At 48.4% G+C, this 18,459-nt stretch carries 17 protein-coding genes; 10 read left to right on the top strand and 7 right to left on the bottom strand.

The features are described from left to right. Nucleotides 1-44 precede the first annotated feature (44 nt). From tfpB to AC4IE8_RS05590, 3 genes are all read left to right on the top strand, one after another. Entirely contained in the window at nucleotides 45-1,835 is a 1,791-nt protein-coding gene (tfpB, locus tag AC4IE8_RS05600; RefSeq protein ID WP_490790517.1) for a type IV pilus assembly ATPase TfpB, read from the top strand. A gap of 264 nt (nucleotides 1,836-2,099) precedes the next feature. Beyond that, the gene (locus AC4IE8_RS05595) at nucleotides 2,100-3,554 is read left to right on the top strand and encodes a DUF5666 domain-containing protein (protein WP_490790516.1); all 1,455 of its coding nucleotides are present in this window, start codon (nucleotides 2,100-2,102) and stop codon (nucleotides 3,552-3,554) included. A gap of 437 nt (nucleotides 3,555-3,991) precedes the next feature. After that, nucleotides 3,992-5,155 carry a GGDEF domain-containing protein gene (locus tag AC4IE8_RS05590; RefSeq protein ID WP_068990135.1) on the top strand — a complete coding sequence of 388 codons (1,164 nt, stop codon included), beginning with the start codon at nucleotides 3,992-3,994 and terminating at the stop codon, nucleotides 5,153-5,155. A gap of 122 nt (nucleotides 5,156-5,277) precedes the next feature. Here the strand turns inward: AC4IE8_RS05590 and AC4IE8_RS05585 are convergent, their stop codons facing one another. The 4 genes from AC4IE8_RS05585 to argE all read right to left on the bottom strand — a co-directional run bounded on the left by AC4IE8_RS05585 (nucleotide 5,278) and on the right by argE (nucleotide 9,093). Beyond that, nucleotides 5,278-5,745 carry a bacteriohemerythrin gene (locus AC4IE8_RS05585; RefSeq protein ID WP_068990138.1) on the bottom strand — a complete coding sequence of 156 codons (468 nt, stop codon included), beginning with the start codon at nucleotides 5,743-5,745 and terminating at the stop codon, nucleotides 5,278-5,280. Nucleotides 5,746-6,301: 556 nt separating this feature from the next. Further along, the gene (locus AC4IE8_RS05580) at nucleotides 6,302-6,442 is read right to left on the bottom strand and encodes a hypothetical protein (protein WP_490790515.1); all 141 of its coding nucleotides are present in this window, start codon (nucleotides 6,440-6,442) and stop codon (nucleotides 6,302-6,304) included. 149 nt (nucleotides 6,443-6,591) lie between these two features. Further along, on the bottom strand, nucleotides 6,592-7,920 hold the full coding sequence (gene argA / locus AC4IE8_RS05575; protein ID WP_068990141.1) for an amino-acid N-acetyltransferase: 1,329 nt from the start codon (nucleotides 7,918-7,920) through the stop codon (nucleotides 6,592-6,594). A gap of 27 nt (nucleotides 7,921-7,947) precedes the next feature. Then, nucleotides 7,948-9,093 (bottom strand): acetylornithine deacetylase, encoded by a 1,146-nt coding sequence (gene argE, locus AC4IE8_RS05570; RefSeq protein ID WP_490790514.1) that lies wholly within the window; start codon nucleotides 9,091-9,093, stop codon nucleotides 7,948-7,950. A gap of 301 nt (nucleotides 9,094-9,394) precedes the next feature. Here argE and AC4IE8_RS05565 point away from each other — a divergent pair, with 301 nt between their 5' ends. The 3 genes from AC4IE8_RS05565 to trhA are packed head-to-tail and all read left to right on the top strand — an operon-like array spanning nucleotide 9,395 to nucleotide 11,043. Further along, nucleotides 9,395-9,802, top strand: coding sequence for a PilZ domain-containing protein (locus tag AC4IE8_RS05565; protein ID WP_068990149.1), 408 nt, complete (start codon nucleotides 9,395-9,397; stop codon nucleotides 9,800-9,802). Nucleotides 9,803-9,817: 15 nt separating this feature from the next. Further along, nucleotides 9,818-10,318 carry a GlcG/HbpS family heme-binding protein gene (locus tag AC4IE8_RS05560; protein ID WP_490790513.1) on the top strand — a complete coding sequence of 167 codons (501 nt, stop codon included), beginning with the start codon at nucleotides 9,818-9,820 and terminating at the stop codon, nucleotides 10,316-10,318. A gap of 56 nt (nucleotides 10,319-10,374) precedes the next feature. Next, nucleotides 10,375-11,043 (top strand): PAQR family membrane homeostasis protein TrhA, encoded by a 669-nt coding sequence (trhA, locus tag AC4IE8_RS05555; protein WP_068990151.1) that lies wholly within the window; start codon nucleotides 10,375-10,377, stop codon nucleotides 11,041-11,043. Nucleotides 11,044-11,058: 15 nt separating this feature from the next. Here trhA and AC4IE8_RS05550 read toward each other — a convergent pair whose 3' ends face one another. Next, nucleotides 11,059-11,379, bottom strand: a complete 321-nt coding sequence (locus tag AC4IE8_RS05550; protein ID WP_068990154.1) for a hypothetical protein — start codon at nucleotides 11,377-11,379, stop codon at nucleotides 11,059-11,061. Between the two features lie 500 nt (nucleotides 11,380-11,879). Here AC4IE8_RS05550 and AC4IE8_RS05545 point away from each other — a divergent pair, with 500 nt between their 5' ends. From AC4IE8_RS05545 to AC4IE8_RS05530, 4 genes are all read left to right on the top strand, one after another. Beyond that, nucleotides 11,880-12,269 (top strand): DUF302 domain-containing protein, encoded by a 390-nt coding sequence (locus AC4IE8_RS05545; protein ID WP_068990155.1) that lies wholly within the window; start codon nucleotides 11,880-11,882, stop codon nucleotides 12,267-12,269. A gap of 117 nt (nucleotides 12,270-12,386) precedes the next feature. Continuing rightward, complete coding sequence (locus AC4IE8_RS05540; protein WP_068990159.1) at nucleotides 12,387-12,950, top strand: outer membrane beta-barrel protein; 564 nt, start codon at nucleotides 12,387-12,389, stop codon at nucleotides 12,948-12,950. A gap of 278 nt (nucleotides 12,951-13,228) precedes the next feature. Then, nucleotides 13,229-14,167: a DUF535 family protein gene (locus tag AC4IE8_RS05535; protein WP_490790512.1), complete on the top strand. Its 939-nt coding sequence runs from the start codon at nucleotides 13,229-13,231 to the stop codon at nucleotides 14,165-14,167. 222 nt (nucleotides 14,168-14,389) lie between these two features. Further along, nucleotides 14,390-15,565 (top strand): mechanosensitive ion channel family protein, encoded by a 1,176-nt coding sequence (locus tag AC4IE8_RS05530; protein WP_083226008.1) that lies wholly within the window; start codon nucleotides 14,390-14,392, stop codon nucleotides 15,563-15,565. Between the two features lie 60 nt (nucleotides 15,566-15,625). Here the strand turns inward: AC4IE8_RS05530 and AC4IE8_RS05525 are convergent, their stop codons facing one another. Together AC4IE8_RS05525 and AC4IE8_RS05520 are read right to left on the bottom strand one after the other, a co-directional pair. Continuing rightward, the gene (locus tag AC4IE8_RS05525; RefSeq protein ID WP_068990164.1) at nucleotides 15,626-16,537 is read right to left on the bottom strand and encodes a sensor domain-containing diguanylate cyclase; all 912 of its coding nucleotides are present in this window, start codon (nucleotides 16,535-16,537) and stop codon (nucleotides 15,626-15,628) included. A gap of 561 nt (nucleotides 16,538-17,098) precedes the next feature. Beyond that, a complete protein-coding gene (locus AC4IE8_RS05520) occupies nucleotides 17,099-18,331 on the bottom strand; it encodes a right-handed parallel beta-helix repeat-containing protein (protein ID WP_490790511.1) in 1,233 nt (410 codons plus the stop codon). Between the last annotated feature and the right edge of the window lie 128 nt (nucleotides 18,332-18,459).

The raw sequence follows: 18,459 nt of genomic DNA, 5'->3' as shown, positions 1-18,459 counted from the left end.
GGATCTGTATACTATGATTGAACGCATCTGGATTTGATGAATCGATGATATATCAAACAATCAATGATCGGCAGTTGGAGCTGGTTGATCTGCTCGACTGGCTGGTGGAAGACGGATTGATCGAAAAACAGCTGGCGGAGACGGTCAGTGCGGTCAATCAGGGAGCGAAGCGGACCAGTCATCCACTGGTGATGATCGCCGAACATAAGTGGCCAGATCAGCGTAATCCCCAGACAGTTCTCGACCTTGATCTGTTGACCGACTGGTTGGCGCGGCGGGTGAACCTCCCACTGGTGTATATCGATCCGTTGAAGATCAATGTTCCGGCAATCACCGCCGTGATGTCCTACGCCTATGCCAAGCGCTTCAATATCATAGCCCTGGAGGTCAAACCCGATGAGGTGGTAATTGCCACGGCAGAGCCGTTTTTCACCGAGTGGGAGATGGAACTTGCCCCGATTCTGAATAAAGCGATTACCCGAGTGATCGCAAACCCGGTCGAGATCGAGCGCTATCTGGTCGAGTTCTACAGTCTCTCAAGATCTGTGCGGGCAGCCCATGATGATAGTCAGGAGGCGGGGCCTTCCGGGGTGCAGAACCTGGAACAGCTGATGGAGCTGGGACGCAGTGGCAAGCTGGATGTGGATGATCAGCATGTGGTCAATATCGTCGACTGGCTGCTGCAGTACGCGTACAGCCAGCGGGCCAGTGATATCCATATCGAGCCGACCCGCAACCAGACCAATGTTCGTTTCCGCATCGACGGCGTGATGCAGATGGTCTACCAGATTCCTCCCTCTGTCGGCACGGCGGTCACCTCCCGAATCAAAATTCTGGGTCGTATGGATGTTTCAGAGAAGCGCCGTCCCCAGGACGGCCGTTTGAAGACCCGTAGCAACCAGGGAGGTGAGGTGGAGTTGCGCCTATCCACCATGCCCACCGCGTTTGGCGAAAAGCTTGTGATGCGGATATTCGATCCCGAGGTGTTGGTCAAAGACTATCGCGCACTGGGCTTTTCCCAGGCGGAGTCCGCTCAATGGGGCGACATGATCAGCCGACCCAACGGTATCATTCTGGTGACCGGGCCAACCGGCTCGGGAAAAACCACCACACTCTATACAACCCTCAAAGAGCTGGCTAAACCAGAGGTCAATGTCTGTACGGTGGAGGACCCGATCGAGCTGGTTGAGCCAAGTTTCAATCAGATGCAGGTGCAGCATAATATCAATCTTGATTTCGCCAGTGGTGTGAGAACCCTGTTGAGACAGGATCCGGATATCATCATGGTGGGTGAGATCCGGGATCGTGAGACCGCTGAGATGGCAGTACAGGCTTCGTTGACCGGTCATCTGGTTTTCTCCACCTTGCACACCAATGATGCGCCGTCGGCGATTACCAGGCTGTTGGAGATCGGTGTGCCGCCCTATCTTTTGAAGGCCACCCTGTTGGGGGTGCTTGGACAGCGTTTGACCCGTACCTTGTGTCCTCACTGCAAAGAGCGCGTTTCTCTCGATGAGGAGATGTGGGAGACCATGATCACACCGCTGCGGGCGAAGAATAAGCCCACGACTGTCTGTCAGCCGGTAGGCTGTCTTGAGTGTCGACAGACAGGTTATTACGGGCGGGTCGGAATCTATGAAATGATGGTGATCAACTCTGCGATCAAGCGCCTGATCACCAGTGACTGTGACATCAATCAGTTGCGCCGTCAGGCGATCAGCGACGGTATGCGGCCACTGCGCCTGAGTGGCGCACAGAAAGTGATGAAGGGCCTGACCACCATAGAAGAGGTTCTGAAAGTCGCTCCCCCGGAAAGTATCGAGATCTCATCATAATCACCGTTTCCTGACCGGCAGCCAAATCGTTTGATTTCCGCCTCTGAAGACCTTTCATACCCTCCGTTTGATTACTAAAAAACACCGTAATTTATTTTAGTGATATAAATCAATACCTTATATTTATTCTCGTTTTTGATTTTTTTCTTGAAGTTATGAGAATGAGCGCTATAATTTCCAATATTGGGAAAATATTCCCATTTTTTAAAGTTTGATTAAGGATTGCTTCAGCGCATCTGGCCCTAACCAGCGGGAGGATAGGCCATGACACGGTATAAAAAAATTTCTTGTTTGATGGTTGCCATTGCCACCGGTCTTGGATCCTGTGGAGGAGGAGGTGGTGGTGACAGTAGTAGTAGCAGTAGTTCCTCAGTGACAACTGTCGGTAAAATCGATGGATTCGGCAGTGTCTATGTGAATGGGATTAAGTTTGATACCAGCCAGACCAGCTACGAGGTGGATGGCGAGCAGGAGTTTGATGACAGTGCTCTGGGTCTGGGCATGGTGGTTCGGGTCGAAGGGCAGGTCAGTGATGATGGTACGACAGGGATAGCGGATCATATTGAATATGATGACGATCTGGAGGGACCGATCGATAACGGAAGTCTGGTTCAGGGCGAACTGGTGACAACCTTTACCATATTGGGAATGGCGGTACAGGCTGACATCAATGAGACGGTATTTGATGACGGCGCCAGCTACCAGGGTCTGGCCGAAGGGCAGGAATTGGAAGTGAGTGGTTACTTCGATGGTAGCCAGATTGTCGCATCACGCATTGAGTTACAGTCGGATGGTGAAGATGATTTTGAGATCAAAGGCACTGTGGCTTCCTATGATGAGAATGGTATTGCGCTGGTGCTGCAGAATGGTGCGATTGCAGGCCCCTATCCATTGAGTGATCAGGTTGAGCTCGATATACCCGAGGATCCAGTCGGACTGTTTGTGGAAGTGGAGTTGAGAGATCGGGGCGGTATCGTGGAAGCCGTGCACATTGAAACGGAAGATAGCGATCGGCTTGAGGATCGCGATGACGATATCTCGCTGGAGGGTATTCTGGTGGTCAGTGGTGATCAGGTTTACTCACTGGATGGCGTTGAGTTCGTCGTCTCCCCAACCACTGTCTATAAGCCTTCAAGCCTTGAAGGTAGCTTAACAGCCGGCATGAGACTCGAGGTGGAAGGTCATATGCAAGGTGAACTTCTGGTAGCCGAAAAGGTTGAGTCAGAAGGGGGTGAGATTGAAATAGAAGCGGCTGTCTCCAATGTGACGGCAACTGATGAGAAAAACGGTACAGTGACATTGGATCTGGGTGGTGGTAGAACCCTGATGGTGCAGTTCAACAATGCCACTTACTATAAAGATGACTCGGATTCTGATCTGGATGATGATGACAGCTTCAATCTGAGTGAGCTGATGTCTGGAGATTTCATCGAAATCGAAGCGATCCAGTCTGCCGGTGAACTCACTGCCGTGAAGGCAAAAAGAGAGGATGAACTCTCGGATCTGGAGATAGAAGCCCCGCTAGAAGCTTATGCTTCAGGTAGTTCGCTGACCCTGCTTGGTGCGACATTTCCGGTTGAATCGTCAGCTGAATATGAGATTGATGACGAATCAGTGAGCATGGAGCAGTTTTTTTCCGAATTGAGTATTGGTAGCACCATCCAGCTCAAGGATGAAGGTTTTGATGGCACGATCGATAAGGTTGAACTGGATGATTGATCCGTTGAGACAACCCGGTGACCAAAACGGTTTTCTGAAGTCACATTTGTAACCCCTGATTCAAGGACGAATTTGCCAAAGTTAGCGGTAGTTGAATTTTGCAACTGCCGCTTTTTTTTGCCTGGAGTAGTGGGATCCAGGGCCTGTTACCACGAATCCAATCGGTCCTGTTGCCCCTGAAAAAGCGTCAATCAAGGCGCGGGGAGAGAGGTTTGGCTATTCCAAATGAACGACGAGCGACGCAGAGTGGTGCTTTTTCAGGGGCAACCCCCCAGTTTGATAAAAAATAGTCACAACAGTGCCGGTTGGATTCGTGTTAACAGGTCCTAGTCAGACAATAACGGGATTTCATGTAATATAAACCCGGCACCTTAATATCAGTGTTGGGTGGGTGGTGTATACTATGCAGAATTCGGGGCTTGGGGTGATTTAATCAAATGTCATTGGTGCACTCATATATCAAACATCTCGGTGTCAATTCACGTATCTATTCGATGCAGGAGCTGGACGATCTGCTCTCTGCGGAAGATCACCCCGATTATATGAAAAAACACAGAGCGATTCTGATCGGTGATCGGGTTCGTTTCGTGGCGTCGTTATTTACCCTTCTGATACCCCTGTGGATCATTGTCGACTATCTACTGCTGCCATTGGATGTCTTGTTACCCATCGTGGTGATCAGATTGATCTCAACAGGCCATTTTTATTACCTATCCCGTTACAAAACAGCAGAGAATGATCTAAAGAAGAATTTGTTGGTGTTGGGGGGATTGTTGATCAACCTGCCGCTGACTTTTTTTGCCTCCGCGCATTTTTTAACTCCGGTAACCGATCAGGAAATGGGGCAACTGGCGCTTCAGCTCTATACCATACTGCCTTATGTGGCGATTGGTCTGATTGGATTATTCCCGCTATCGGTTATTGAGGGCATGGTCATTTCGCTGTTATTGGTACTGCTGACAATAACCGGCTGGAGTTACTATGCCACGGTGCCAGTGGATCAGATTTTTGCAATGCTGTGGTTGCTTTGCATCATTCTGGGTGTGGTACTGTTTGCCGCGACTCTGCAGCTGCAATACATGATTGCGCTGATCACCCGAGCGGATCATGACCCGGTAACCGGGGCGCAAACGAGAAAATCCGGAATGCAGAGCCTGGTCAAGGCGTTCGAGCAGGCTTATGTCCATGGGGGGAACCTGAGTATCGCCTTGGTCGATCTGGATAATGCGGAGAACATCATTGCTGAATTCGATTATGCCACGTACGACCATGTGGTCGTTGAGGCCGCCGATATTCTGCACGATGATCTCAGGCATAGCGATATGCTGGTGCGATGGGGTGAAAAGGTGTTTCTGTTGTTGCTACCCGGTACCGACTGCGACGGGGCTGCAATCACGGTGAAACGCATACACAGCAAAGGATTGGGTACACTGCCTGACGGCAGTCCGGTTACCGCCAGTATCAGTGTTTGTGAACGCGTAGCCGATAATATCGAGGAGTGGTCACAAATGCTGGAAGTGGTGAACGCGCGCCGCGACAATGCAAAGCATGAGGGTAAGGACCGCTATTTTCTTTGTGGGGATAAAATCGTCCAGCATTAATCCCGGAAGCCATCGCGAATGCTCCGCTCTGCCCGGTGTTTTCAGGAGTCCGGTAAAATTCTATGCAGTGGTTTATCTTCAAATCTTAAGTTGGTTGAGCCTGTGCTCAATCCATAGATGTACTATTTTCCACTGAAGAGTCGCCTAAAAGATTTCGCAAACCCACCTTGTTTCTCCTTGTCGGCAGCAATCTCAAGCATGTTGTTTTTTACCGCTTTAACATACGCGGCATCATCATTGCGTATGTGATTGAACAACCAGCGGGCCAATAGGTCGTGTAGTTCCGCAGAGATATCTTCGCCGTTTTTGAAACGATCCTGAAATTCAGAAACCCTGCGAATAAACAGCTCATGAACTTTTTTGTGAGGCCTCACAAATTCATATCCGGCATCTTCGATCAGTGCTTCTTCAAAACTGAAGTGAGACATAGTGTAATCAACAGTTGCTGCAATGATATCGCCAATCGCATTCAGATCATTGTTCAGTCTGGCATCATGGAGTTTGTTGATATAGTCGACGATACGCTCATGTTGTCCATCGATGACTTCGATTCCTGTTTCGAGTTCCCTAGTCCAAACCAAATATCCCATCTATCAGCTCCCTGTTAATAATATCCTGAATATATTTAAGCAGCGATCAAATTAATCATACTTCGGGTAAAAAAGCCAGTAAGCCCTAATCAGTGTGACCGTTCTGTCAGTATTCCAGGAATTAATAGTTTAAGCAGCAACTGTTTGTCGCAGACGCCGGGAAATCGTGTTGATTAAGGAGTGGGGACACAGGCCCTAGCATCGATAGCCCCATGTCGGCATATTTAAGATAATAGAACTTTACTATCCTGAGTTGGATGTCCATTGAAATAATTTGCTGTTTAAGCGCCGTAGCTCATTCATCGCATGAGAGTAGTAGAGAATCAATTCTAGGCGCTGGTTTCAGGATAGCTGTCTATTACCGTAGTCATTCAATCCATCTAACCTCTACTGTTTATGGAGTGAATCGGCAGCGTCACGACTGAGCCTGGTGTCAGTAGATGGGGTCGGATGCTGAACTGGTGAGCACAGGTCGTTGTCAAGGCATGATCAGCATGCACGTCATTTTCCAGGCATAGCGCCAGACGGGAGAGTCAGATTCTGAATGGTAGTGACTTCAATACAAACGCATAAAATCGGGTATCAGCCAGGGATTACCCATGAGTATGCTGACATGGTTGATTAGCAGGGCGAGAAACCCGAGCACGACCAAGCTATATCCGCATAACTGCAGCACATCCAGATGGTCATCTTCCATTGTCCGCTCCTAAGCAGGAATTGAATATGTTCTACTTTTTAGCAGCTGGATGAGAGGTATAACAGAGTAAAATAGTAAGGAAATAAGGGATCTCCCTGTATGGGCCAGAAAAACCCTTATATTCCGGCTACGAAACGCCCGCTGTCGTCTTAAAGGGACTTGATGAAAACCTTGGATTTTCTCTGATAATTATAGAGTTTACGTTTCAGCATCGGCAGCTCCTTCAGGGTGCCTGGTGCGTAGCCCCGCTCCTTGAACCATTGCGCCGATTGGGTGGTGAGTATGAACAGTCTGCGGATACCCTGTTTGGCGGCGACTGCCTCCATGTGAGCAAGCAAACGTTCACCCCGGTCACTACCCCGGTATTCAGGGTGAACCACGACGCAGGCCAACTCAGCCATCGACTCCTGCTGGTAGGGGTACAGAGCGGCGCAGGCGACCACCATGCCGTCCCTCTCCATGAGTGTGAAACGGTCAATTTCAGTCTCGATCAGCTCTCTGGAGCGTCTTACCAGGATACCCTTCTCTTCCAGGGGTTCGATCAGCCCAAGCAGGCCCACCACATCGTCGATACGGGCAGTACGGGTCTCCTCATAAGGTTCTGCCGATATCAGGGTGCCGATACCATCTCTGGTAAACAGCTCCTTGAGTAGCCCCCCATCCAGCTGTCTGTCGATCAGGTGGCAACGTTTGACACCGCTGCGACAGGCAGAGACAGCGGCTTTCAGGTTCTGCTTCAGGTCTTCGGAGAGCTTTTTCCTGGTGGTTAGCAATTTATCCACTTCACGAGGCGAGAGGCTGGTGATCAGGCGTTTGCGTGAATCTGTGACACCCTTGACCTCGACCAGTGCGATCAGTTTGTCCGCGCCAAGGGCCGTGGCTACCGAGGCGGCCACATCGGCGTAACTGAGGTTGAAGACTTCGCCGGTGGGTGAGTACCCCAGCGGGGGCACGATTGCGATTGCTCCGGATTCAAGCCGTTGTTCAATACCAGTGGCATCCACCCTGCGCACCACGCCGGTATGGCCATAGTCGATGCCGTCTTTAACACCCAGCGGTTTGGCGGTGACAAAATTCCCTGAGGCGGCGCGAATCCTTACCCCGGCCATGGGGGAGTTGGCAAGCCCCATTGAGAGCAGGGCCTCTATCTCAACCCGTGCGGCACCGGCCGCCTCTTTGACACAGGTCAGCGCCGGATCATCGGTGATTCTCAAACCATCGACAAACTGGGTTTCAACGCCTCTGGTTTGTAGACGCTCTTCGATTTGCGGCCTGGCGCCATGCACCAACACCAGTCTGATACCCAGACCGTGCAGTAGTGCAATATCGTGAATCAGGTTGGCAAAACCACTGTCAGTGACCGCCTCGCCGCCAAAGGTGATTACAAATGTTCGTCCGCGATGCGCGTGGATATAGGGGGATGAACCACGAAACCAGCCGACAAACATGTCTTGCAGTTTTTGATCGCGTTTTTTCATCTTGTGTGAATAGCCCTAAGCCGCTGTCTATAAACAAAACTTCCTGATCAGTGACTGTATCAGGTTAATCGCAGGTTGAATATGTTCGAGGGGGATGTATTCATCCGGCTGGTGAGCCTGATCGATACTTCCCGGACCACAGATCACCGTCTCCATGCCCATGCTGTTCAGATAGGGTGCTTCGGTGCCAAATGCCACGGCGCCCGCCTGGCTGTCGGTGAATTTCTCCACCGCTTTGACAATGGCTGCCTCTGCCGAAGTTTCTACCGCCGGTATCCCATCGAACAGTGGTTTGTAGCGCCACTCCAGGCCGGTATCGGATAGACAGGATTCGATGCGATCGCTCAGTTCCGCTCTGAGTAATTGCAAATCCATGCCGGGTAGGGATCTAAGATCGAATTGAAGTTCGCACTTACCGCAGATCCGGTTTGGATTGTCTCCACCATGAATATGGCCCAGATTGAGGGTGGGTACATCGATTTCGAATGCTGGATTTGTAAAACGACACTGAAGGTCCGTACGCCAATTCAGCACCTCACCAAGTACCAGTTGCATGCCATCCAATGCATTTCTGCCAAGCCGTGGATTGCTGGAGTGACCGGATTGTCCGGTGAGTACGATCGACTCCATAGACACCCCCTTATGCATACGCACCGGCTTCAGGCCGGTGGGTTCACCGATGACGGCATGGCGGCCCAACTGGCGATGCAGCTCAAGCAATGACTTTGCGCCGCACATGTCACTCTCTTCGTCGGCTGTGGCCAGTATTACCAAGGGCTTCTTCAGTTGATCGAGCGGGAGCTCTCTGACAGCCTCAAGGATGACGGCGAAAAAACCTTTCATATCCGCCGTGCCGATGCCGTACAGTCGTTGCTCCCTTTCACTCAGCTTAAGTGGATCCGAGCGCCATTTGTCCTCATCGAATGGGACTGTATCCGTATGACCGGAGAGTACCAGTCCATCGCTGCCTCGGCCGTATGAGGCGATCAGGTTCAGTTTTCCGGGACGGCCGGGAACGGCCAGGATCTCGGTCTCGAAACCCAGAGAGCCAAACCAGCTATCCAGTAGTTCGATCACGGCACCGTTACCCATATCCCATTCGGGATTGACGCTGCTGATCGAAGCAGCGCCGATCAGCCGGCTCATCATTTCAATATAATTGGGAAATTTCATAGCAGTGATTTTGTGGGGATGCTTATCAACATGCAAGTCTGGGCTTCAGGCGCTTATCGGTTGACAGTTTACGACCCTTGCATGCGGATAATATCCCTGGCGACCTTGAAAAAATATCCGACCTTTGCTTTTGTTAAAGTGGTTGGCCTCAATAATCCTTCAGCGGAGCTGATTACCGTTCAGCAGCGACCAGCATGTGTTTATAATGAGAAAGTATCTATCACCGGGATTGTGTATTGAATCGAATGGCTTGACTCAACAAAGCCTGATGGTAACCATCTTCTGAGCAATCTATATCGCCATGCGCCTATATATCAGACACCCCACCGATGTGCCCATCGATTTTCAATTGGGCGGTAGGGCATCTGCACACCGTAAAAAACTGACAAACTACAGTGAGGGTGGGCTCTGTTTTCTGACGGATGATCATATAGAACCGGGTACGGAAATTCACATTGCCATCCCGATCACACCACCTCAGTTTCATGCTACCGGAGTGGTGGTCTGGTCCAGGCAGGAGGAGGATTGCTATCTGATCGGGGTGAAGTTTATTGAAGAAGAGACCGCCTATGCCGTACGTATGGTTGAGCAGTTGTGCTATATCGAGCACTACAAGCAGACGGTGAAAACCAGTGAAGGTCGCTCTCTCAGCGGGGAGGAGGCTGCCATCGAGTGGATTGATAAGTTTGCCGGAGAGTTTCCAACCTAAAGGGGTATGCTGTCGATGATGATCAGATCATTTCTCCATGCAGGCATCTGTAGCCTGATGCTGTTACCCAGTATGGTCGCCGGGGGGGATGTGGTTACGGTAAAAAGGCTTCATCCTGATCTGGCCTGGCAGCTGGTCAAGCATACGGTTGACGCCTGTCGCGCTGAAGGTTATCAGGTAACCGCCGTGGTGGTGGATCGGGATGGCGCTGAAACGGCCGTTTTCAGGGATGTGCATGCCAGTCGATTCACCCTTCAGATTGCCAGGGACAAAGCCAATGCAGTCTTACTCTCGGGGATATCCTCCGGGGAGTTTCGTGACAACCGCCGGGATATCCAGCAGGAGATGAATCACGTATCGGGTGTTTTGGTGTTACAGGGTGGACTGCCAATTGAATCAGGTGGTTACCAGTTAGGAGCGCTTGGTGTCAGTGGCGCGCCGGGTGGTGAAAAGGATGAGCTGTGTGCGGCAAAAGGGTTGGAGAAAATCCAGGAACGCCTCGATTTTGCTGAATAGTGGCCAAATGGCATCTGTGATATTCTCGCTTGCAACAGCTCGAAAGGAGGCCTGCTATGCAGACCGAGATTACAGGAAGCCAGTACACATTGGGCGAAGAGATCGCTCATGCCGTCACCCACGGGATCGGTATTCTGCTGAGTATTGCCGGATTGGCAATACTGGTAACCTACGCGGTGCTGTATGGTGATGTCTGGCATATCACCAGTTGCAGTATCTACGGCGCAACCCTGATATTGCTCTATACTGCCTCCACGCTCTATCACGGCATCCCCATGCCGAGGGCAAAAAAACTGCTGCAGCGTTTCGATCATGCAGCAATTTTTTTACTGATCGCCGGTACCTATACCCCTTTCACGTTGGTCAATTTGCGTGGCAGCTGGGGCTGGACCCTGTTTGGTCTGGTCTGGGGTTTTGCCATCGTCGGCGTGCTGCTGGAGCTGTTCAGGGATGTGCGCCTGAAATGGCTCTCTCTGTCACTCTATCTGGGGCTTGGATGGCTGGTGGTGATTGCGATTAAGCCCTTAATAGATGCTGTTGAAGCTGGTGGGATCGTTCTGTTGCTGGCAGGCGGCCTATGTTACTCCCTTGGGGTGATTTTCTATATCTGGCGACGTCTGGCCTACCATCATGCGGTATGGCATCTGTTTGTGCTGGCGGGTAGTGTGTTGCACTTTTTCTCTGTATTTTTCTATGTCGTGCCTCCGGCGAATGGTTCAATCTGATCGATGCGGTAAACCCTAGGACATGTAGTAGCCGGCAACCGCCATGCCGATGCCCAGTATAAAGAACATCGCCGCTGAAGATTTCCACATTGTATAGTTCAGGGTTTGCGCATTGTGATTGTGCAGTGCAATAGCCAATATGCCGGCAATCATGAAAATGGCGCTGGCCACGTAAGCGATCGTGATCAGATACTCAACCTTGATTTTAGTTGAGCCTTGGACGCCGCCGCCAATGGTCTCAAATTTATTCGCCATCGATGGTTCGCTCAATGTCAACAGGGCGAAAGCCAGGACGGATAGAACCCAGGGTAACGCGACTGTCAGTTTTGATTTCATTGCTCTGGCCTCTCAATTTTAGCGGCCCTGGCGAAGAGCCTCACTTCATGGGGTGTATTCTTAGTTTAGCGGCAGCTCATTGAATTTATTGAATTTGATGAGATTCACCTTGTTCTTAACCCGGCGCCATGACAGGTTAAGTTCAGGGTTTCGAGAACCCCCCTGATCAGGGTGTGCGACGAAGAGAGCGGTTGCTTCCTTGTCAACAGTCACTACACAGAGCAAGGGTATTTCTGAACTCCTAACTGTTTGAATTTAAAAGGCAGGCACGCTTCGGCTGAACCTAATCCATTTAGTTGGCGGGTTAAGTGATACAGTGATTTGTTCTGCCCCCCCTATTCGGGATACTCAATTTCCGCATGGATATGTCAAAATAGAAGCCTGATTTGATCAGGATGATGAGGATTATCCAACGCTTGATCATTCAAAGACTGGCCGAAGTGGGTCAGAAATCGAACTGGTTTGATGCCGGGTAATAAGAACAACGAGGAGATCATCCAATGTACAGCTTTAAGTCTCGCCTTGATGGGGATATCGATGAAATTGAGCAGCGTGTAGTAGCAGCATTGAAAGTTGAAGGTTTCGGGGTGCTGACCGAAATCGATGTCAAGGCAACACTGAAAGAGAAGCTCGGAATCGAAAAAAGACCCTACAAGATTCTGGGTGCCTGTAACCCCCCGTTGGCCAATCAGGCGATTGATGCCGAACCGGATATTGGATTGCTGCTGCCATGCAATGTGGTGGTGCGTCAGGAGGAGGATGGTTCTATAACGGTGGCATTTATGGATCCGGTTGCTGTGCTGAAGCTGGTTGAGAAACCTGAAATCGGCGATATGGCGATGGATGTCCGGCAAAGACTGGAGCGGGTACGCGACGCTATCGAACGGTAGATGGATATGAGTTGTTGTGCAACTTGCTAATAGTTGACATTAAATCACAAATTAGCGGAGCTTAGTTCGATATCATTCAGCGCACTTGAGTTTTAGGACATATTTCAGGAAGAAATTATGAAGAAAACGGTTATAGGACTGATTTTAAGCGCTGGTTTGATCTCGACCACTTCCGCACTCCGGGCCGGTCAAGACTGGAGCTTCCTCCCGGTTAAGAGTGATGGCTTTGATCCGGATCTTACTTTGTCAGTCACCGGTGGTATTATGGATCCGCAGACCCATGGATTGGATACGGACCTTGTCTTTGGCTTGGAGATATCCTTCGACTGCCTCTTGGTTGAGCCACCCAACGCCACAATTCGCCAACAATTCAGCTACTCGCACTACGATGACAGTGGGCTCGAGATTACGAGCTTCGAGATGAATCCGCACTACCTCTATCGTGTGGATAATCGCTTCTCAATCGGATTTGGACCAGGAATTGGTTATATCGATGCTGATGGGCGTAATGTCAATGAGGGTGCCTTTGCTCTACAGGGTGGGGTGAGTCTTCACTACAAAATGAGTGAACAACTATTCTTTGGTGCAGAAGCAAGGTATCAGTGGACTCAAGAGTTGGATGATATCAATGATGACCTGAAAAATGCCCGTCTGTTCGGCAAGTTAGGTTACCGTTTTTAGTCATTTGTTGTTGATCTTCAGGGATTGAGCTACTTGGGCGGCTAACCAGAGCATCGGCATGTTTTATCACCTCTACAGTGTAAGTCTGCAGATCCATTCGGTAACCGGGCCGGTCTCTCTAGTTTTACAGCATCGATATCAAGCTTGATTGTATCGATCTGGTTGTCAGTTGGGATCAGAATATTAGTTAGTGTTTGACAGGAACTGTTTGCACTAACCAGATTATTCCTGTTCGACAAAAGCCTCAAATTCAATTGAAGCTAATAGGGATGATTCTTATGGATAAGATTGTGTTTCTGTACACGTTGTCGAATGCTATGACGATAGACTCTGCGAAGCGTAAATCGCAGTTGAGTCCACTTAAATATGGCTACTTCAAATCCCGCATCGCCTATTTCCTGATGGTTATTCTTAACCTTAAGGAAGTTATGCGGCTGTCAAAAAAAAATTACGATCAATTGAAGTTCCTGTTGAAGAATCATCCGGAAGCCTTTCCCAGTGTCTTTTGGCCCTATCAGTGTGCCAGCTGGGGGTTGGTCAAACGTTTGGAAGCCTTGCACAGTCACTTTACCTCGATTGGAGAAGCAGCCGGCTTTTTGGATTTTGGTAGGTATGAGCGAAAAGAGGTGGTTGATTTGGATGAGCACTATCCGGGTATGCGGCTTGTGCTCGATAAAGGAGGACTATTCCTGAGAGAGGGGATGTTGGTATTGAATATTTACATTCGTGAAGAGCGGCTATTTTCAATCGCCTTCTCCCTATCAAAGTTTCAATCCAATAGGTTGGTCGCTTTTGTTGGTGCGATCCAGGGTAGGCGGATGAATCATGTGACAGACATCTATAGGCATATAACAAAAAAACTCTATGGTGTAAGGCCTCGTGACCTGATGGTTGAGCTATTTCAAATGTTTTGCAAGCAGTTTGGCATTGATTGGATATATGCCGTGCAGGGAGATGAGCATCAGCATAATCACTATTTTTATCTTTTGAAAAACAAAGCGGAAGTAAGGAGCCTGGAGTACGATCAGGTATGGGAGGAGCGGGGTGGGCATTGCTGTCAAGACGGCTTTTATAAGCTCTCTGTGCGTCCGGCGAGAAAGCCGTATCATCTGATCGTTGCCAGAAAACGATCCATGTACAGAAAAAGGTATGCGCTGTTAACGGCTATCGAAGAAAAAATGTCATTGGCGATCAACTGCAAGCAGGGATTATCATGAGTTACACAGACTGCAGCTCTGGATCGAACAAGTTACGATTTTTTACACTCACCAGGATTTAGGAATAATGCAAGATTCTCATTGGGAATGGGTTAAAATGTCCTGATTTTGCAATGTTTTCAGTCTCCAACCTAGAAAGCTGAAGCGTTTCGGTTATTTGAAAAACCGACTAAACCTGTATATAACTTCACCTTAATTACATAGAGTGGATAAGGTGATGAAATGCCAGAGAACGATCAACAAGCCTCTGAAGCGGAAGAGATAGGAATCGCGGATTCACCGATTAATGACAGCGTCGAGGGGTTGGTTGATATTATCGACGCACCAGAGATTCTTGATCCGGTAATGGCGATCTTTGGAGGTTACCCCTGGGTAAAGGGTATCCTGATCTTTCTTTTTTTTATCCTCATTGCAAAACTCCTCACCTGGGTTTTTCTACCGATCATACGTCGGTTGGCGGCAAAAACCACGAGCCATGTTGACGATAAAATTATCATCATGCTAAAAGCGCCGCTGTTCTGGACAGTAACGCTTATTGGTTTGCTGGTGGCAACGACGGTTTCTTCGCTGGGAGATCAAATAAACAGTATACTGTTGTCAGCGGTTACTTCGGTACTGGTTTTTCTCTGGATGCTGTTTGCAATACGATTGTCAAAACTGCTGCTCCAGGTTGCCAGTAGTCGGGCTAGTGATCATGCTGTGATTCGACCTCAAACACTTCCGCTTTTTACTAATCTATTCGCGATTACTTTTTTCATCTTTGCGGTCTATTTCATCTTTCAGGCCTGGCATATCGATATGACAGCCTGGTTGGCATCCGCTGGTATCATCGGTATAGCCGTTGGTTTTGCGGCTAAGGATACCTTGGCGAATCTCTTTTCCGGGGTTTTTATCATGGCGGATACGCCTTATAAAATAGGTGACTACATTGTTCTGGATGATGGGACAGGGCTAAGAGGGAAGGTGACGAGTATTGGTATCCGAAGTACCCGATTGTTAACCAGGGATGATGTTGAGGTGACCATTCCCAATGCAATTATGGGGAACTCAAAAGTGGTCAATGAGTCTGGTGGTCCCTATCCCAAATACAGAATAAGGGTGTCAGTCGGAGTTGCCTATGGTGTCGATATTGACGAGGTGAAAAGAATTCTACTCAAAATTGCGGATGAAAACGATGCAGTTTGTGATGACCCGGATCCCAGAGTGAGATTCCGCACTTTCGGGGCTTCATCCTTGGATTTTGAGCTGTTGTGTTGGGTTGACAACCCTGAGTTGAGAGGCAGAGTCATCGACAGCCTGAATAGTACAATCTATAAAATGTTTCTCGAGGAGGGTATTGAGATACCTTACTCGAAACAGGATCTGTATATCAAAGAGTATCCAGGCCAGACTGATTGAGTGACTTCTGAATGCTGAATAAATACACTGTCTGCTCGATACGTAGACTCACGCTGTTGATCAGATAGTGGCAAATTCAATATGGTCTCGACCACCATCCTTGGCTTTATAGAGTAGCGTGTCAGCGGCTTTGATTATCTCTTCTTCGGTGGAGTCTATGCCTGGATATGCTGTAGCCAGGCCGATGGATACCGTAATAGTGCTGCTGATAGGTGAATCGGGGTTTGGAATCTCTTTTTTACGAATTGTGTCCATCAACTTCAGCATCAATACCAGAGATTCATCCATGGCTGAGTTTCCATAAGCAATCACAAATTCATCCCCGCCATAGCGAGCACAAACATCACTGGGTCTCTTGGCGAACTCTTTCAATATCTCGCTTATGGTTTCAAGGCTCTCGTCACCGGCATGATGCCCGAGTGAATCGTTGAGGTGTTTAAAGAAGTCGATATCGATCATGGCCAATGTGATGGGCATTTGTGAGCGAATACAGCGCTTCCACTCATCACTCAGGAAATCATCGAAATGACGGCGGTTGGAAAGACCGGTCAAGCTATCGGTTCTTGAGAGATATAAGGCCTGATCCTCAGCAATTTTGCGTTCCGTTATATTGCTATGATCAATGATGACAATTCGCGAGTTATTAAATTCAAGTGCGTGGACCCGCATCTGAAACCAGCGTTTTTCAGCGGAGGAATGACACGGGTATTCATGGTAAAAAGACCGGCTTTTTTCAGTGATTACATCTTCAATGCCGCTTCTTACGCTCATTTCCTCGGATTCCTCCAGGGGAGTACAAGCGTCAAAATAGTTGACGCCTATCCACTCGGTATCCTGAGATATTCCATTTGATAATCCAAAATCGATCCATGATTTATTGACGTAAACAATGGTTCCCTGATCATCAATAACAGCGATATGGTCAGTTATTGTATCAAGGACTAACTTCAAAAAATCAAAAGTGTTAAACATGTCGATAATACTTCAGCTGAGAAACCAGGCCAGTTGTTCTAAATGGGTACAGAGAAATTGTTCTAGCATAATAACCGACACCGGTGCCCGGCCAGCTACAGGTTAATATTCAAGACCATTGGGAAAGCGTCTTGCCTCTATTCAATGTCAGTCAAATCGGGGTCTTGATCACTAGTAATAGCACGATGAGCCTTATGTTACTACTGCAGTCGCGACTGAGATAGTACTTAAGTTATTGAAAAATGAAGTATAGGGGAGCCTGGCGATCAAATAACCAGATACCCTATACAAATATGGGTAGTTTTACTACTACACTGGATTGGCGTTCCGAGGGTGATGATACGGTTGGCATATCCTGACTTTGTCAGGTTTGGCAGCGATATGTGGTGTCTCTTTAAATGCCAGAGCAATGTACGCGAGGGGGTTGCACTTCGTTCAATCTCCTTGGTTGGGTTTACAAAGTGCAGTTTGACAAGAACAGCTAGCGTCAGCTGTCAAGAATTTAAAATTGATGCACAGCATCAAAATGTTATTGAATACTGTGCATCGCTCAGATTGATATTAGTTCCTTTCAATATTATTGGTTTTTATTTCGTCACCCTTGCCATTTCCTGTGATGTCAACTCTTTTCAGTGTCATTGAACCTGCGTCTTCGGCATGTTCCTCCTCATCTTCCACAAGCCACTGCTCGATCTTGATGCCATACTTTTTGTTATTGGTGGCGCTAACGGATTTGAGGACGGTTTCTATTTTACCTTCTCCAAGTTCTGTGAATTGAATACCGTCATCACCACTCGCGTCAACATCGACTCTTTTGAGTTTGGCTTCTATGTCTCCGGCATCTTCTTCATCTAATTTGATTGCCTCATCATTATTGTTAAAAGCGCTAACGCGTTTAAATTTGGCTTCAATATTGCCATCACCGGCTTCATCAAAATCCAAACCTTCGTCCTTATTGTTGTTGACGACCAGGTTGGTCAAGATTGCCTCTATATTGCCATCATCAGCTTCGTCGATATCAAATCCATCGTCCAGATCTTCCTCGTTGTAGAAGCCATTGTCGTTGAGAGAGACTCGATTCATGTAAACTTCTACATTTCCATCTCCAGCTTCATCCAGTTCAATGCCGTCACCACCGTTGTTGTCAATGGTAGTGTTGGAGATAAAGGCGTAGATATCACCATGACTTCTCTCATCGACCCGAACGCCATCAAAATCTATCGCGCCGGTACCATTGTACTCAAATGTACAACGGGTCAACTTTAACTCAATACCCAATGCAGAACCGGATCTACCGTCATCAAAGGCATCGGCATTATCATCGACGTGTAAACCATAGAGAGCGGAATGAGAAATGGTGACTCGGTCAAGGTTTACTGAGACATCATCACCAGAAGCATCGGCAGGAACGTTTATCACAATGCCTCTGGTGGCGCTGTTGATTACCTTGAGGTTCTTGATCTTCACCTCACCGGCAGTATCGAATATCAACGTAGCGTCTTCCGTTGCGGCTGTAAGATTGGAATCCAGTACAAAACTTCCAGCGTTTGAACCATCGATGGTAGATCCCTTACCGACCAGGGTAATGGATTGTTCTCCCCTATAGATGGCCGGAGCACTCAAGCTGATGTGGGAATATTTTTTAAACACGATCTCATCGATCTCCGGATTGTAGGAGGCTTGTTGAAATGCATCCTGAAGAGAACTCTCATCATAAACAATGACAGATTCGCCTAAGACCTGTGTGCTAACAGAAGTACAAATCAGAAGAGATAGCAGTGTAAGTTTGTTCATATTGTTTTCCATACTAAATAATTATAATTCTATCAACGATAATGGTTGAGGATGACGCTAATATGACAGATAGATTTCAGTTGAACAGTAATCAGTTAATGTGTACACATAAATCAGCGGGTTATCTA

The sequence above is a fragment of the Candidatus Thiodiazotropha sp. AKAK2 genome (genome assembly GCF_058244685.1).
The sequence above is the reverse complement of the archived record's forward strand: the minus strand, read 5'-3'. Positions and strand labels throughout refer to the sequence as shown.

Bases quoted from the DNA above. Each gene is read 5' to 3' on its own strand.
- tfpB (WP_490790517.1), top strand. From the start codon at position 45: ATGATATATCAAACAATCAATGATCGGCAGTTGGAGCTGGTTGATCTG.
- AC4IE8_RS05525 (WP_068990164.1), bottom strand. From the start codon at position 16,537: ATGTTTAACACTTTTGATTTTTTGAAGTTAGTCCTTGATACAATAACT.
- AC4IE8_RS05545 (WP_068990155.1), top strand. From the start codon at position 11,880: ATGTACAGCTTTAAGTCTCGCCTTGATGGGGATATCGATGAAATTGAG.
- trhA (WP_068990151.1), top strand. From the start codon at position 10,375: ATGCAGACCGAGATTACAGGAAGCCAGTACACATTGGGCGAAGAGATC.
- AC4IE8_RS05590 (WP_068990135.1), top strand. From the start codon at position 3,992: ATGTCATTGGTGCACTCATATATCAAACATCTCGGTGTCAATTCACGT.
- AC4IE8_RS05550 (WP_068990154.1), bottom strand. From the start codon at position 11,379: ATGAAATCAAAACTGACAGTCGCGTTACCCTGGGTTCTATCCGTCCTG.
- AC4IE8_RS05540 (WP_068990159.1), top strand. From the start codon at position 12,387: ATGAAGAAAACGGTTATAGGACTGATTTTAAGCGCTGGTTTGATCTCG.
- AC4IE8_RS05535 (WP_490790512.1), top strand. From the start codon at position 13,229: ATGGATAAGATTGTGTTTCTGTACACGTTGTCGAATGCTATGACGATA.
- AC4IE8_RS05565 (WP_068990149.1), top strand. From the start codon at position 9,395: ATGCGCCTATATATCAGACACCCCACCGATGTGCCCATCGATTTTCAA.
- argA (WP_068990141.1), bottom strand. From the start codon at position 7,920: ATGAAAAAACGCGATCAAAAACTGCAAGACATGTTTGTCGGCTGGTTT.
- AC4IE8_RS05580 (WP_490790515.1), bottom strand. From the start codon at position 6,442: ATGGAAGATGACCATCTGGATGTGCTGCAGTTATGCGGATATAGCTTG.
- argE (WP_490790514.1), bottom strand. From the start codon at position 9,093: ATGAAATTTCCCAATTATATTGAAATGATGAGCCGGCTGATCGGCGCT.
- AC4IE8_RS05530 (WP_083226008.1), top strand. From the start codon at position 14,390: ATGCCAGAGAACGATCAACAAGCCTCTGAAGCGGAAGAGATAGGAATC.
- AC4IE8_RS05585 (WP_068990138.1), bottom strand. From the start codon at position 5,745: ATGGGATATTTGGTTTGGACTAGGGAACTCGAAACAGGAATCGAAGTC.
- AC4IE8_RS05595 (WP_490790516.1), top strand. From the start codon at position 2,100: ATGACACGGTATAAAAAAATTTCTTGTTTGATGGTTGCCATTGCCACC.
- AC4IE8_RS05520 (WP_490790511.1), bottom strand. From the start codon at position 18,331: ATGAACAAACTTACACTGCTATCTCTTCTGATTTGTACTTCTGTTAGC.
- AC4IE8_RS05560 (WP_490790513.1), top strand. From the start codon at position 9,818: ATGATGATCAGATCATTTCTCCATGCAGGCATCTGTAGCCTGATGCTG.